The organism is Chelatococcus caeni (assembly GCF_014196925.1).
In the GTDB taxonomy this organism is placed as follows: domain Bacteria; phylum Pseudomonadota; class Alphaproteobacteria; order Rhizobiales; family Beijerinckiaceae; genus Chelatococcus_A; species Chelatococcus_A caeni.
In genome coordinates, this window is the sequence record NZ_JACIEN010000002.1 from 565,069 (window position 1) to 580,138 (window position 15,070).

At 70.6% G+C, this 15,070-nt stretch carries 9 protein-coding genes; 6 read left to right on the forward strand and 3 right to left on the reverse strand.

The window, feature by feature from the left end:
- Positions 1–122: 122 nt before the first annotated feature.
- Genes GGR16_RS11370 through pdeM form a run of 3 tightly spaced genes read left to right on the forward strand, consistent with a single transcriptional unit; the run spans position 123 to position 4,306 of the window.
- Entirely contained in the window at positions 123–1,052 is a 930-nt protein-coding gene (locus GGR16_RS11370; RefSeq protein ID WP_183316663.1) for a class I SAM-dependent DNA methyltransferase, read from the forward strand.
- Between the two features lie 48 nt (positions 1,053–1,100).
- Positions 1,101–3,602, forward strand: coding sequence for a ligase-associated DNA damage response DEXH box helicase (locus GGR16_RS11375; RefSeq protein WP_183316869.1), 2,502 nt, complete (start codon positions 1,101–1,103; stop codon positions 3,600–3,602).
- A 5-nt stretch (positions 3,603–3,607) separates the two neighbouring features.
- Positions 3,608–4,306 (forward strand): ligase-associated DNA damage response endonuclease PdeM, encoded by a 699-nt coding sequence (gene pdeM, locus GGR16_RS11380; RefSeq protein ID WP_019402555.1) that lies wholly within the window; start codon positions 3,608–3,610, stop codon positions 4,304–4,306.
- A 6-nt stretch (positions 4,307–4,312) separates the two neighbouring features.
- Here the strand turns inward: pdeM and GGR16_RS11385 are convergent, their stop codons facing one another.
- From GGR16_RS11385 to GGR16_RS11395, 3 genes are all read right to left on the reverse strand, one after another.
- Positions 4,313–5,110: a TIGR02186 family protein gene (locus GGR16_RS11385; RefSeq protein ID WP_019402554.1), complete on the reverse strand. Its 798-nt coding sequence runs from the start codon at positions 5,108–5,110 to the stop codon at positions 4,313–4,315.
- On the reverse strand, positions 5,107–6,033 hold the full coding sequence (locus GGR16_RS11390; protein WP_019402553.1) for a sulfite exporter TauE/SafE family protein: 927 nt from the start codon (positions 6,031–6,033) through the stop codon (positions 5,107–5,109). Before GGR16_RS11390 ends, GGR16_RS11385 begins: the two co-directional genes overlap by 4 nt.
- Before the next feature lie 191 nt (positions 6,034–6,224).
- Positions 6,225–9,332, reverse strand: coding sequence for an SEL1-like repeat protein (locus GGR16_RS11395; protein WP_183316664.1), 3,108 nt, complete (start codon positions 9,330–9,332; stop codon positions 6,225–6,227).
- A gap of 276 nt (positions 9,333–9,608) precedes the next feature.
- On the opposite strand from GGR16_RS11395, the gene GGR16_RS11400 reads away from it, so the two are divergent.
- From GGR16_RS11400 to GGR16_RS11410, 3 genes are all read left to right on the forward strand, one after another.
- A complete protein-coding gene (locus GGR16_RS11400; protein WP_183316665.1) occupies positions 9,609–11,399 on the forward strand; it encodes an acyl-CoA dehydrogenase C-terminal domain-containing protein in 1,791 nt (596 codons plus the stop codon).
- A 129-nt stretch (positions 11,400–11,528) separates the two neighbouring features.
- The gene (locus GGR16_RS11405) at positions 11,529–12,737 is read left to right on the forward strand and encodes an acetyl-CoA C-acetyltransferase (protein ID WP_019402550.1); all 1,209 of its coding nucleotides are present in this window, start codon (positions 11,529–11,531) and stop codon (positions 12,735–12,737) included.
- Between the two features lie 7 nt (positions 12,738–12,744).
- Positions 12,745–14,961: a 3-hydroxyacyl-CoA dehydrogenase NAD-binding domain-containing protein gene (locus GGR16_RS11410; RefSeq protein ID WP_183316666.1), complete on the forward strand. Its 2,217-nt coding sequence runs from the start codon at positions 12,745–12,747 to the stop codon at positions 14,959–14,961.
- Positions 14,962–15,070: the final 109 nt, after the last annotated feature.

Here is a 15,070-nt window from a genome sequence, read left to right on the forward strand (position 1 = left end):
CCGGTTAAGCCCGCGAGGCCCGGGTGCCGTCACTTTCGGCTTGACGAAGACGAGCGCCCGGCGTTCTTTCCGCCGCCCTCCAACCTTAGTGTCCCCCACGCCCCATGCGGCCAACGAAGCTGATGACCTCCGGCGACCTCATCGTCGACCGACGCTACACCTTTGCCGAAAGCCTGATGCGGGAGAAGGACTGGGAGGCGGCCGCCGGGCTCATCGGCGAGATCGTCCGCCTCGCGCCGCACTGGGCGCCGGCCTGGATCAGCCTCGGCGAGGCGTTCGAGGCGCTCGGCCGGAGGGATGAGGCGCTGGACGCCTTCACGACGGCGCTCAGGCTGTCGCCCGAGGACGAGCTCGGCGCCGGCCTGCGGCTCGCCCGCCTCGGTGTGCTGCCCGCGACCGGCGCCATGTCGGCCGGCTATGTGCGGGCGCTGTTCGACGAATATGCGGGGCATTTCGACCGCCACCTCGTCGAGAAGCTGGCCTATCGTGGCCCCGATCTCATTCTCGAGACGCTGCGCGGCATCTGCGGGGCGACCGGCCGGCCGCCGCATTTCCGCCTGGCGCTCGACCTCGGCTGTGGCACGGGGCTGATGGGCGAGGCCGTGCGCCCCTATGCCGTCACGCTCGCCGGATGCGACATCGCCCCGCGCATGGTGGAGCGGGCGCGCCGGCGCGGCTGCTACGACCGGCTCGCAGTCGCCGAGCTGACCGCGTTTTTGCAAGGCGAGGCGCCGGGCTGCGCCGACCTGGTGCTCGCGGCCGACGTGTTCATCTATGTCGGCGACCTCGCACCCGTTTTCGATGCGGTCGCCCGGGCGATCGGCGACGGCGGGCTCTTCCTGTTCACCGTGCAGGACGTCACCGAGGCGCCGCTCGGCTTCGTCCTCGGCGAGGACATGCGCTTCGCCCACAGCACCGGCCATGTGGAGGCGCTGCTCGCCGCGGTCGGGCTCGATGTCGTGGCGTGCGATCCCGCTGTCCTGCGCCACGACGGCGGCCGGCCGGTGCCCGGTTTCGTCGTCGCGGCGCAGAAGCCGGTCCGGCCGCTTTGACAGCAGCCGCAGGATGACGGATCGCGCGCGAGGCGCTACCTCTTGGGGGTGACGCCGCATCTTCCGTCGCCCGCCGCGGCTGCCCTGCCGCCTGCCTTCTCCGCCTGGTTCGCCGGGCGCGGATGGCACGTGCGCGCGCACCAGCTCGATCTCCTCGCGAGCGCGCGGGCCGGGCGCTCGGCCCTGCTCGTTGCCCCGACGGGGGCCGGCAAGACGCTCGCCGGCTTCCTGCCGAGCCTCGTCGAGCTCGCGGAGGCGCCGGACCGGGCCGGCCTCCACACGCTCTACATCTCGCCACTCAAGGCGCTCGCCGTCGACATCGCGCGCAACCTCGAGGCGCCGGTCACGGAGATGGGGCTGCCGGTCAAGGTCGAGACGCGCACCGGCGACACGCCGGCCCACAAGCGCGCGCGGCAGATCGAGCGCCCGCCGCACATCCTCCTCACCACGCCCGAGCAACTCGCGCTGCTCATCGCGCATCGCGAGGCCGAGGCGTTCTTCTCCGGCCTGCGGCGTGTCGTGCTCGATGAACTGCACGCGCTCGTGACGTCGAAGCGCGGCGACCTCCTGTCGCTCGGCCTCATGCGGCTGTTCGCTCTCGCGCCGCAGGTGACGACGGTCGGCCTCTCGGCGACCGTGCGCGAGCCGGAGGTGCTGGCGCGCTATCTCGTGCCGCAGCGCGCGGGCCTGCCTTCGCCGGACATCATCACGGTGAAGGAGGGCGCGCGGCCGCAGATCGGCATCCTCGAAAGCCGGCTCGCGCCGCCGCTCGCCGGCCATACGGCGTTGCATGCCATGGACGAGATCTACCGGGCGATCCGCGACCATCGCCTGTCGCTGGTCTTCGTCAACACGCGCATGCAGGCCGAGTTCGTCTTCCAGGAGCTGTGGCGGATGAACGACGACGGCCTCGCCATCGCGCTGCATCACGGTTCGCTCGACGCCGGCCAGCGCCGGCGCGTCGAGGCGGCGATGGCCGAGGGGCGGCTCAAGGCCGTGGTTTGCACCTCGACGCTCGACCTCGGCATCGACTGGGGCGACGTCGACCTCGTCATCAATGTCGGCGCGCCGAAGGGCGCGAGCCGGCTGATGCAGCGGATCGGCCGCGCCAACCATCGCCTCGACGAGCCGTCGAAGGCTTTCCTGGTGCCGGCCAATCGCTTCGAGGTGCTGGAATGCCGGGCGGCGCTCGACGCCGTCGCAGAGGCGGCGCAGGACACGCCGGACGCGCGCACCGGCGCCCTCGACGTGCTTGCCCAGCATGTTCTCGGCCGCGCCTGCGCCGGGCCCTTCGATGCCGATGCATTCTACGAGGAGGTGCGCGGCGCCGCGCCCTATGCCGGCTTGCCGCGCCGGGATTTCGACGATGTCGTCGCCTTCGTCGCCACTGGCGGCTATGCGCTGAGGAGCTACGAGCGCTTCGCGCGGATCGTGAAGGGCAAGGACGGGCTGTGGCGCGTCACCACCCCGCGCGTTGCCCAGCAGTACCGGCTCAACGTCGGGACCATCGTCGAGGAGCCGATGCTGCGCGTGCGCCTCGCTCGCCCGCGCCGGGCGGGCGGGATGACCGTCGTGCGCGGCGGCCGCGTGCTCGGCGAGGTGGAGGAATATTTCGCGGAGGGGCTGACGCCGGGCGACACCTTCGTCTTCGCCGGCGAGGTGCTGCGCTTCGAGGGCATCTACGAGAACGAGGTCATCACCTCGCGCACGGCGGCGGGCACGGACCCGAAGGTGCCGTCCTATGCCGGCGGCAAGTTCCCGCTGTCGAGCTTCCTCGCCAGCCGCGTGCGCGCCATGATCGCGAGCCCGGGCGACTGGCACCGCCTGCCGAAGCCCGTGGCGAACTGGCTGATGGCACAGAAGATGAAGTCGCGCCTGCCGCGGCCGGGGGAGCTGCTCGTCGAGACCTTCCCGCGCGGCGGGCGCCACTATCTCGTCGCCTATCCCTTCGAGGGGCGGCTCGCGCACCAGACGCTCGGCATGCTGCTGACGCGGCGCCTGGAGCGGGCACGTCTCAAGCCGCTCGGCTTCGTCGCCAACGACTACGGCCTCGCCGCCTGGGGCATCGCCGACATCGGCCTCGCGGTCACCCAGGGGCGCCTGTCGCTCGCCGAGCTCTTCGCCCCCGACATGCTGGGTGACGACCTCGAGGACTGGCTGGCGGAATCGGCGCTGATGAAGCGCACCTTCCGCCATTGCGCGATCATCGCCGGCATGATCGAGCGGCGCTTTCCCGGCCAGGAGAAGACCGGCCGCCAGGTCACCATGTCGACCGACCTCGTCTATGACGTGCTGCGCCGGCACGAGCCGGACCACGTCCTCCTGCGCGCGGCGCGCGCCGATGCCGCAACGGGGCTGCTCGACGTGCGCAGGCTCGGCGATATGCTGGTGCGTGTCGCGGGGCGAATCGTGCACGCGCCGCTCGATCACCTCTCGCCGCTCTCGGTGGCGGTGATGCTCGAGATCGGCCGCGAGATGGTCTATGGCGAGGCCGCCGAGCACATGCTGGCGGAGGCCGAGGCGGCGATGATGGAAGAGGCGATGCAGTGAACGCGATGGGTGGCGAGGCTGGCACAGCGGGCGCGGCGCAGGTTCTGCGCCTCGGGCGGCTCGATCTCGTCGCCGATCCCGCCGGCGCGCTCTTCGTCGCGGACGAGGGGCTGCTCGTCGTCGCCGACCTCCATCTCGAGAAGGCCTCGTCCTTCGCCGGCCGCGGCGTCTTCCTGCCGCCCTACGACACGCGCGCCACGCTCGCCGCCGTGGCGCGCCTCGTCGCTCGCTATGCGCCACGGGCCGTCGTCGCGCTCGGCGACAGTTTCCACGATGCCGGTGCGCATGGGCGCCTCGACACGCGTGACAGCGAGGCGCTCGCAGCGCTGCAGCGCGGCCGCGACTGGCTGTGGGTGACCGGCAACCACGATCCGCAGGTGCCGCGCGCGGCCGGCGGGGAAAGCGCCGCCGAACTGCGCCTCGCCGACGTGGTGCTGCGGCACGAGCCTGCCGACGACGGCACGGCGGAGATCGTCGGGCACATGCATCCAGCCGCCAAGGTGCGGCTCACCGGCCGCTCCGTGCGCCGCCGCTGCTTCGCCGCTGGGGCACGGCGCATCGTCATGCCGGCGCTCGGCGCCCTGACGGGCGGGCTCAACCTGCGCGATGCCGCCTTCCGGCCGCTCTTTCCCGAGGGCGTCACGGCCCACGTGCTCGGCCAGCGGCTCTACGCCATCGGCTGGCCGCTGCTGCTGCCGGATTGAGCCTCGTCAGTCCCGCCGGAAGATGATCGTCGCGAGCCAGCCGAAGAGCACCGCCATGGTGACGACGCCGAGGCCGTAGAAGATGGCGTGGTCGTGGGCGAGGGTGACCGTCGCCTGTTCGAAGCCGGTCTTCACCACCTCGAAATTGGTGGTCTGCCGGGCGAGCTGCGCCCCGTCGACGAAGAGCGCGACCTCGACGTCGTAATTGCCGGTGGGGGCGACGGCGGGCAGGGTGATGGGCGCACGGAAGATGGACGGCGTCAGGAAGGTGACGCCGCGCGGCTCCTCGGCGAACAGCCTCTGGTCGTTCTTGAGCCGCAGCAGGGCCTCGCGGAACGGCTCCTCGCTCGTCAGGTGCTCCATGCCCGGCGTGGTGATCTGCATGCCGAGGCCAAGCCGGTAGCGGGTGAGAAAGGCCCCGCCCGCGATCTCGTCGATCGGTCGCGACGAGAGGACGGCCAGATAGGTCGGCAGGTCGACGAAGCGCCGCTGCGAGGTGTTCAGCCAGAGCGGCCCGACCCGCTCCTTCTCGCGCACGATCGTGGTGCGCCGCGGACCGCGCACGGTGATGACGACGTCATAGGGCGCGGCCCGCGCCACGGTGCGCTCGTCACGCTCGATGGCGCCGAAGACGACGATGGAGGAACCCGTGTAGGTCGAGGTGATCGAGACCCGGTGCGTCGACAGGGACAAGATCAGCGTCTCGGCCGCCGCCGGCGCGAGCGAGGCGAAGAGCCCTGCGAGGGCGGCCGCGGCGAGCAGCAGCCGGGACGTCGCCGTTCTTGTTGGCCCCGTCCTCGTCATGGCCGTGCTCCCACGGTGACGAGCGAGAAGGGCTCCTGCGGCCTCACCACGAGATCGATGGCAAAGCGGATGCCGACCCCGAGAACGAGGATGGCGAGGAGCAGGCGGAACGATTCGCCCTTGAGGTTCTGCCCGGCGCGGGCGCCGAACTGCGCCCCCATGACGCCGCCGATGATGAGCAGCATCGCCAGCACCACGTCCACCGACTGGTTGGTGAAGGCGTGCAGCAGCGTCGCCGCCATCATCGTGAAGAGGATCTGGAAGAGGGACGTGCCGACCACCACGGCGGCCGGGATGCGAAAGAGATAGATGAGAGCGGGGACGAGGATGAAGCCGCCGCCGATGCCGAGCACCGCCCCGGCGAAACCGATGAGCATGGCGAGCGTGACGATGGGAATGACGCTGCCGTAGAGCTTGGAGCGGTGGAAACGCATCTTCCACGGCAGGCCGAGATACCACGGATGCTCGCCCGAGCGGCGGGAGAGGGGGACGACGCCGCGGCGCGTCGCCCACATGGTCTTGAGGCTTTCGGCCAGCATCAGCGAGCCGATGATGCCGAAGAGCGTCACGTAGCTGACGACGATGACGAACTCGAGCTGGCCGAGGCGGCTCATGACGTTGAAGAACCACACCCCGAGCAGCGTGCCGACGAAGCCGCCCGCGACCAGCACGCCGCCGAGCTTGAAGTCGAGCGCCTTGCGCCGCCAGTAGCCGAGGGCGCCGGTGACCGAGGAAGCCGTGATCTGCGAGGCCTGGGTGGCGACCGCGATCGCCGGCGGGATGCCGAGGAAGATCAGGAGCGGCGTCATCAGGAAGCCGCCGCCGACGCCGAACATGCCCGAGATGAAGCCCACCGCCGCGCCCATGGCGAGGAGGGTGAACATGTTGACGGACATTTCGGCGATGGGCAGGTAGATGTGCACGGCACGGTACTCGGACGCTCGGTCGAATGCGACAGCGGCCGCGGGCCGTCGGCACGCGGCTGCTTCGTCAGTCTAGGGAAGCGTCCCTTAACGTGGGGTCAAAACCAAGGCATGACAGCTACGGTTGTGCACAGGGCCGTGTACTGACCCCTTGGTCGCCGTGCGAAAGGCACCGGGTCGCGCAGGAGCTGTCAGAGCCGCGACACTTTTCCGGGGGGCTTCTGCGCCCCCGGCGACGGGGCGGCGGCGCTCAGCTCCCAGCCGCCCGCGGGCACCTCATTGGCGGCGCGGACGGGCACCTTGACCTGCCAGCGGGCGAAGGCCGCCTTGCCGATGGCGAGCTCGCTCGCCGTCAGGCTGCGGGCGAGCTCATCGCGCTTGGCGGCGGCGTCCTTGTCGCCGTCGCGGGCGAGGACCGACAGCCAGGTGTAGGAGGCGACGAGATTGCGCTCGGTGCCGAGGCCGCGCGCGAGGAGGACGGCGAGGTTGAACTGGCTGTCGCGTACGCCGAACTCGGCCGCCTTGCTGAACCATTTCACGGCTGTCTCATAGTCGGGCTTGCCGGTGATGCCCTCGGCGTAGAGCACGCCGAGATTGTGCATCGCCCTGGCGTTGCCGGCCTCGGCCGCCTTCTCGTACCACATGCGCGCCGTGCCGACGTCGCGCGCGACGCCGATGCCCTTCTCGTAATGGCTGGCGATGCGGTATTGCGCCGGCACGAGGCCACCCGTCGCCGCGGCCTCGAAGAGCCGGGCGGCTTTGGCAACGTCGCGCGGCACGCCGCGGCCTTCCGCGAGGCGGGTCGCAACCTCGTAGACGGCGGCGGTCTCGCCCGCAGCCGCCGCCTTGCGCAACGGGGCGGGCAGGCCTTCCGCCGGCAGGTCGGCGACATAACTCGGCGGGATGAGAAGGGAGGCCGGCAGGCCCTCGTCGAGGCGCGAATTCTGCTCCGGCGCGGGGGCCGGCGGCGGCGCGCTGTCGGGGATGCCCGGGGTCGCCGGGAGGGAGCCCGTCGTCGCCGGGCCGGTGTCGGGTGCGAAGGGGTTGGCGGCGAAGGGGTTGAAGGCGTCGGGGGTGGGAGCGTCTGCCTGCGCCGGCCGTGACGACGGCGCCTCGGCCTCCTCCCGCGGAGCGGGCGCGGTGGCGTCATGGGCCGCTGCGGGTTCCGCGTCGCCGGTGGGGAGGGACTTGCCGGCGAGGCCGCTCAGCACCTGCGCCGCGCCGACGGCGATGACGATGGCGGCGAGGCCGATCAGCAGGGGCTTGCGCCGGGCGGCGACGCCGTTCCTGAGCCGCGCGACCGGGGAAGCGGCGGCATTGCGGCGCGTAGCCGCCGTCGGCCGCGGCTCCGCCCGGAGCGCGCGGACGGGATCCTCGGTCCTTTCGGCGGCCTCGGTCTCCCTGGCGCGCGAGGTGGTGTCCGGCAGCGCGGCGGCCGTTTCCGCCGCGGCAGCCTGCGCGGCCCGCCGGGCCGCCGCGATGAAGCTCGCCTTGACCGCTGCGGTGGGCGCCTCATCGAACGCCGGCGCGGCGGGCTTCGCGTCCTTCGCTGGAGGCGGGGCGTCCTCTGCCGGCTGCGCCGCGAGGAGCGCGGCGAGGGCGGCGCGCGGCGTCGGCGCATCGGCTGCAGCCGGGCGCGCCGGCGGTGCGACCTCGTCCCCCCGGCTGCGGGAAGGTTCGTTGGCCCTGAGCAGGGCGTCGAGGCTGGTGCGCAGGTCCTCGAACTCGACCGAATCGGCCGGATCGTCCTCGGACAGGCGCGACGGGGCGCCCGTTGCGGAGGGCCCGTCCGTCATGTCCTCCTCGAGCAGGGCGAGCCGGTCGACGATCCGCTCCAGCGTCTCGTGCACGGCTTCCAGCGTGTCCTGCGTCCGGAGGTCGGTGCTCGCCTGGGTCGTCTTCAGCTCGGCGAGGTCGCGCTTGAGCTGGCCGATCTCGGCGGGCACGGCCTCATAGGCATCGGGCAGCGCGGTGCGGGCCGCCTCGGCCGCGCGCCGGGCCGCCTGCTCGATGGCTTCGGCGGTGCCGTCCTGCAGCTCGCGCATCTCCTCGCGCAGCTGGTGGCGCATGTCGGCGAGGAGATCGGCCATCGTCCTTTCGAGCGAGGCCATGCCGTGCGCGATGCGCTCGCGCTCGGCAAGGGCCGGCGCCGCGCCGACCGCATCGATGCGCTCGGCGAGCTGGCCGATCTGCCGCTCGAGGGCGTCGAGGCCGGCCGTGTCGGTCTCGGCGGTGCGCACCTCCTCGATGCGTGCCGTCAAGGCGTGGATCATGCCTTCGATGCGCGCCAGGTCGGGCGCAGCGGCGGGCTGCTCCAGGCGCTCGTCGAGGCGGTCGAGGCGCGCGAGGACGTCGCCGATCGGCATCGCCGCCACCGGCCGCAAGGCCTCGTCGATCTTGCGCGACAGGGCTTCCAGCCGGACGATGATGGCCTCTTCGCCGAGGCTCGGGGCGGTGCGGTCGTGCGCCGCGGCCTCTCGTGCGATCGGTGCGTGGTTGCGGCGCGGGCGCTCGTCGAGCCGCCGGTTCATGGCGGCGAAGCGCTCGCCGAGGGTCGGGCTGTTGTCGAGCTCGCGCTGCCGGCGCCGGATTTCGGCGACGGCCGCCTCGAGCCGCCGGCGGGCCGCCCGTTCCTCGGACATCAGCGGACCGACGGTCTCCTCCTCGCCGGCTTCATCTCCGGCCGTGGCCGCGATGGCCTCAAGCCGCTCCCCGACATCGTCGAGCGCGTCGCGCAGCGCGTCGGCATCCTCATGCCAGCGCGGGGCGACATTGGGTGCCCTGTCGGCGGCGAGGTGCTGCTCGATGTCGCCGAGCCGCCGGCCAATGGCGATGAGGGCCTTGCCGATGGCGCCGGCCGTCTCGTCCTGCCGGTCGGCCATCGCGCGCGCGCTCTCCGCGACGTGCGTCTCGGTGCGCTCCATCCAGCGGGCGACCGAATCAAGCGCGCTGGCCGTGCGGGCCGCGGCAGCCCGCGTCTCGGCGAGGCTGCGCTCGCTGACGCGGGCCACGATCTCGTCGAGGCTCGGCATGTCGAGACCGGCGCCGGCCTGGGGACGGCGCGGGGGCGCGGCGGTTTGCGTGTGCTCGCGGGCAAACCGGGCGAGGCGCTCGCTGACGGCGGCGAGGGAATCCCGTCCTGGCGGGGGCGTGCCGCTGTCGCCGTCGGCCGCCTGGTCGGCAATGATGGTGCTGAGCCATGCGCCGAGCGTCATTCCCGCCTTGCGCGCCGCCTCCTTGGCCGCGTCCCGCGCCTGCGGGTCGATGCCCTTCACACTCCAGGGGGCGGTCTGTGCCATCGTGATCCCACTGCGCTGCCGCAGGCACGTCCTGCGCGATGCTGCCGGTGGGTCAAATTCTCCTGATTATGGTAAAGAAGCCGTTAACCATAACAGACAGGATGCGCATGCCGCCTGCCCGCGGCGCACGGGGCACCGGAAGGCAGCGCGATGAAAGCGGAACGGCGCACGCCCTTTCGAAAGGCGCCGAGATGGTTTATATGTGAACCATGATGTGCCCTGCCCGCCGCGCCGCCGGCGGTTGCCGGGTGGGCGCAACGCGGGAGGAGCCACGGAATGCCGAGCTACAAGGCACCAGTCGAGAATGTCCGTTTCCTGCTCGAGGACGTCTTCGGGATCGAGCGCTACAACAATCTGCCGGGCTTCGCCGAGGCGAGCCCGGACCTGATCGAGGCCATTCTCCAGGAAGGCGCGAAGCTGTGCGAGGAGGTGCTGCAGCCGCTCAACCGTACCGGGGATCTCGAAGGCTGCACCCGCCACGACGACGGGCGCGTGACGACGCCGAAGGGCTTCAAGGCGGCCTATGACGCCTTCGCCGAGGGCGGCTGGATCGGGCTCGCGGCCGATCCGGACTATGGCGGCCAGGGCCTGCCCTATACGCTCGCCGCGGTGATGAACGAATTCGCCTCCTCGGCCAACATGGCGCTCGCCATGTATCCGGGCCTGACCATGGGCGCCATCGCGGCGCTGATGACCCACGGCACAGAGGAACAGAAGAAGACCTATCTGCCGAGCATGATCGCCGGCACCTGGTCCGGCACCATGAACCTCACGGAGCCGCATTGCGGCACGGACCTCGGCCTCATCAAGACGAAGGCGGTGCCGAACGGCGACGGCTCCTATGCCATCACCGGCACCAAGATCTTCATCTCGGCCGGCGAGCACGATCTCACCGAAAACATCGTCCACCTGGTGCTCGCCCGCATCGAGGGCGCGCCGGAGGGCACCAAGGGCATTTCGCTCTTCGTGGTGCCGAAGCGGCTCGTTAATGGCGACGGCTCGCTCGGCGCGGCGAACGGCGTGTCCTGCGGCTCCATCGAGCACAAGATGGGCATTCACGGCAACGCCACCTGCGTCATGAACTACGATGGGGCCAAGGGCTGGCTCGTCGGGGCCGAGAACAAGGGCCTCAACGCCATGTTCGTGATGATGAACGAGGCGCGGCTCGGCGTCGCCATCCAGGGCCTCGCCCAGTCGGAGGTCGCCTACCAGAACGCCGTCGCCTATGCGCGCGAGCGCCTGCAGGGCCGCTCGCTCACCGGCGCCAAGGATCCGGACAAGCCAGCCGACCCCATCCTCGTCCACCCCGACGTGCGGCGGAACCTTCTCTCCATCCGCGCCTTCAACGAGGCGGCGCGGGCGCTCGTGCTGTGGACGGCCTTGAAGAGCGACGTCGCGCATCGCTCGGGCGATGCGGCCGAAAAGCAGGCGGCGGACGACCAGCTCGGCCTGCTCACGCCGGTCCTCAAGGGCGTCCTGACCGATGTCGGCTTCGACAATGCGGTGAAGGCGCAGCAGATGTTCGGCGGCCACGGCTACATCGCCGAGTGGGGCATGGAGCAGTTCGTGCGTGATGCGCGCATCGCCATGATCTACGAGGGTGCCAACGGCATCCAGGCGCTCGACCTCGTGGGCCGCAAGCTGCCGCGCGACGGCGGGCGGGCGATCATGGCCTTCTTCAACGAGGTCGGCGGCTTCGTGAAGGAGCATGCCGGCGACGAGGCCATGGCGCCTTACGTGAAGCCGCTCGAGGCCGCGCTCGGCCACCTGCAGCAGGCGACCATGTGGTTCATGAACAACGCCATGGCGAAGCCCGACAATGCGGGCGCCGGGTCCTACGACTACATGCATCTCTTCGGGCTCGTGGCCCTCGGCTACATGTGGGCGCAGATCGCCAGGACGGCGCTCGCGAAGAAGGCGAACGGCGGCGATGCGGCGGACATGGAGGCGAAGCTGCTCGCCGGCCGCTTCTTCATGGAGCGGACGATGCCGGAGAGCGCGGCGCATCTTGCCCGGATCTCGTCCGGTGCCGACACGATGATGGCGCTGCCGGCGGAGATGTTCTGAGTTCGACCTCTCCCATTGCGGAGAGGCGCAGTGAGCCAAGCGAGCGGGGTTGGACGCCGGGCTCTGCCGGTCCCACCCCAAGCCCTGCTCCTCCCCAAGGGGAGGAGAGCCCAATGCCGGGAGGCCTTCATGCCTGACGCTTACATCTACGACCATCTGCGCACGCCGCGCGGCCGCGGCAAGGCGGACGGTGCGCTGCACCAGGTGACGACGCTGCAACTCGCGACGACGGCGCTCAAGGCGCTGCGCGAGCGCAACGACCTCGACACGCGCCTCGTCGACGACGTGGTGCTCGGCTGTGTCGATCCGGTCGGCGAGGCGGGCGGCGACGTCGCTCGCGCGGCGGCGCTCAATGCCGACTACGGCCACCATGTGCCCGGCGTGCAGATCAACCGCTTCTGCGCCTCCGGCCTCGATGCGGTGAACTTCGCCGCCGCGCAGGTCATGTCCGGCCAGCACGACATGGTGGTGGGCGGCGGCGTCGAATCCATGAGCCGCGTCGGCATCGGCGCCTCGGGCGGCGCCTGGCCGGTCGAGCCGGAGATCGCGGTGAAGTCCTATTTCATGCCGCAGGGCGTCTCGGCCGATCTTATCGCCACGAAATACGGCTTCAACCGCGACGACTGCGACGCCTATGCGGTGGAAAGCCAGAAACGCGCCGCCAAGGCCTGGGAGAAGGGCTATTTCAAGAATTCCGTCGCGCCGGTCACCGACGTCAACGGCATCGTCCTCCTCGACAAGGACGAGCACATGCGGCCGGGCACGGACATGCAGACGCTCGGCCAGCTCAAGCCCTCCTTCGTGCAGATGGCCGACATGGGCGGCTTTTCAGCCGTCGCCATCGATGCCCATCCCGAGGTCGAGGCGCTCGACCACGTGCACCACGCCGGCAATTCGTCCGGCATCGTCGACGGGGCGGCGGCCGTGCTCGTCGGCTCGCGCAAGGCCGGCCGCTCGGCCGGCCTGAAGCCGCGGGCGCGCATCCGCGCCTTCGCCAACATCGGCTCGGAGCCGGCGCTGATGCTCACCGGGCCGGTGGACGTGACGAAGAAGGTGCTGAAGCGCGCCGGCATGACCATCGCCGACATCGACCTCTTCGAGATCAACGAGGCCTTCGCCTCCGTCGTGCTGCGCTACATGCAGGCCTTCGAACTCGATCCGGCCAAGGTCAACGTCAACGGCGGGGCCATCGCCATGGGCCATCCGCTCGGCGCCACGGGCGCCATGATCCTCGGCACGGTGCTCGACGAACTGGAGCGCACCGGCAAGGAGACGGCCCTGGTGACGCTGTGCATCGGCGCCGGCATGGGCACGGCCACCATCATCGAACGGGTGTGAGGACAAGATGAAGTTCGAGAACTTCCGCTTCGAGACCGATGCCGAGGGCATCGCGGTCGCGACCTGGGACATGCCCGGCCGCTCGATGAACGTCATCACGCCTCAGGTGATGGAGGAGCTCTCCGCCATCATCGAGACGGTGGCGGCCGATGCCGCCATCAAGGGCTGCATCATCACCTCCGGCAAGGAAGCCTTCTCCGGCGGCGCGGATCTCACCATGCTGCAGGGCCTCGGCGCCGACTATGCGAAGCTCGCCAGGACGAAGGGCGAAGAGGCGGCCGTCGCCCATTTCTTCGCCGAATCGCGCAAGCTGTCGCAGCTCTACCGGCGGCTGGAGACCTGCGGCAAGCCGTTCGCGACCGCGATCCACGGCGTGTGCCTGGGCGGGGCCTTCGAGCTGGCGCTCGCCTGCCACTTCCGCGTCGTTTCGGATGTCGATGCGACGCGCGTCGGTCTGCCGGAGGTCAAGGTCGGCCTCTTCCCCGGCGCCGGCGGCACGCAGCGCGTGGCGCGGCTGATGCAGACGGGCGACGCCCTGCAGATGCTCTTCAAGGGCGAGCAGATCCGCCCGCTGATGGCGCGCAACATGGGTCTCGTCCATGCCGTGGCGCCGCGCGACAAGATCGTCGAGACGGCGAAGGAATGGCTGCGCGCCGGCGGCAGCGCCGTGGCGCCGTGGGACGAGAAGGGCTTCAAGAACCCGTCGGGCCGCGTCTATTCGCCCGCCGGCATGCAGGTGTGGCCGGCGGCCAACGCCATCTACCGGCGCGAGACGCATGACAACTATCCGGCGGCGAAGGCCATCCTGCAGGCGGTCTACGAGGGCCTGCAGCTGCCGATGGACCTGGCGCTCGAAGTGGAGAGCCGCTATTTCGCGAAGATCCTGCGCTCGAAGGAGGCTGCGGCGATGATCCGCACGCTCTTCGTCTCCATGCAGGAGCTCAACAAGGGCGCCCGCCGGCCGGCGGACGTGCCGCAGGCGAAGCTGCGCCGCGTCGGCGTCATCGGTGCCGGCTTCATGGGGGCGAGCGTCGCCTATGTCACCGCGCTCGCCGGCATGGAGGTCGTGCTCATCGACCAGAGCGTGGAGGCCGCCGAGAAGGGCAAGGCCCATTCGCACAAGCTGATGAGCGACCAGATCATGAAGGGCCGCGCCAAGACGGCCGACCGCGAGGCGCTGCTCGCCCGCATCACGCCGAGCGACGACTACGGGCTCCTGAAGGACTGCGACCTCGTCATCGAGGCGGTGTTCGAGGACCCGAAGGTCAAGGCCGAGGTCATCGCCAAGGCGGAGGCGGCGATGCGCCCGCGCGCCATCTTCGCTTCCAACACCTCGACCCTGCCGATCACCGGCCTTGCCGCGAACTCCGAGCGGCCGAAGCAGTTCGTCGGCATCCACTTCTTCTCGCCGGTCGAGAAGATGATGCTGGTGGAGGTCATCCTCGGCAAGAAGACGGGTGACCGGGCGCTCGCCGTGGCGCTCGACTACGTGCGTGCCATCAAGAAGACGCCGATCGTCGTCAACGATGCGCGCGGCTTCTACGCCAACCGCTGCGTCATGGCCTATGTGCGCGAGGGGCACCAGATGCTCTTCGAGGGCGTGCCGCCGGCCATGATCGAGAACGTGGCGCGCATGGCGGGCATGCCGGTCGGCCCGCTGTCGCTCAACGACGAGGTGGCGCTCGATCTTGCGCTCAAGATCCTCAAGGCGACGAAGGCGCAGGTGGGCCCCGAGGCCATCGACCCGGCGCAGGAGAAGCTCCTCGTCGAGATGGTGGAGAAGAAGGGCCGCCTCGGCCGCAAGAACGGCAAGGGCTTCTACGACTATCCCGAAGGCGGCAAGAAGCGCCTGTGGCCGGGGCTCGTCGAGCTGCAGGAGACGAGGCTCGATCCCGACGCCATCGACATCGAGGAGCTGAAGCAGCGCTTCCTCGTGGCGCAGGCGCTGGAGGCGGCGCGGGCGGTCGAGGAGAAGGTCATCACCGACCCGCGTGAGGCGGACGTCGGCTCCATCCTCGGCTTCGGCTTCGCGCCGTTCACCGGCGGCACGCTGTCCTACATCGACGGCATGGGCGTCGCCGCCTTCGTCGACCTCGCCAAGGTGCTGGCGAAGAAGCACGGCGAGCGCTTCAAGCCCTGCCGCCTGCTGGTGCGCATGGCCCGCGAGCGCACGAGCTTCTATGCGGCGCCCGCCGAGAAACTGGCCCGGAAGAAGGCAGCGTAAGAGAAGGTAGCGTAGGGTCGTCATGGCCGGGCGTGTCCCGGCCATCCACGCCCTTGTCGTTGCTCAGCCCGCAAAGGCGTGGATGCCCGCGATAAGCGCGGGCATGACG

What these genes read in the sequence shown, in the direction of transcription:
- GGR16_RS11370 (WP_183316663.1), top strand. Translation starts at nt 123, where the DNA reads ATGACCTCCGGCGACCTCATCGTCGACCGACGCTACACCTTTGCCGAA.
- pdeM (WP_019402555.1), top strand. Translation starts at nt 3,608, where the DNA reads ATGGGTGGCGAGGCTGGCACAGCGGGCGCGGCGCAGGTTCTGCGCCTC.
- GGR16_RS11385 (WP_019402554.1), bottom strand. Translation starts at nt 5,110, where the DNA reads ATGACGAGGACGGGGCCAACAAGAACGGCGACGTCCCGGCTGCTGCTC.
- GGR16_RS11395 (WP_183316664.1), bottom strand. Translation starts at nt 9,332, where the DNA reads ATGGCACAGACCGCCCCCTGGAGTGTGAAGGGCATCGACCCGCAGGCG.
- GGR16_RS11400 (WP_183316665.1), top strand. Translation starts at nt 9,609, where the DNA reads ATGCCGAGCTACAAGGCACCAGTCGAGAATGTCCGTTTCCTGCTCGAG.
- GGR16_RS11405 (WP_019402550.1), top strand. Translation starts at nt 11,529, where the DNA reads ATGCCTGACGCTTACATCTACGACCATCTGCGCACGCCGCGCGGCCGC.
- GGR16_RS11410 (WP_183316666.1), top strand. Translation starts at nt 12,745, where the DNA reads ATGAAGTTCGAGAACTTCCGCTTCGAGACCGATGCCGAGGGCATCGCG.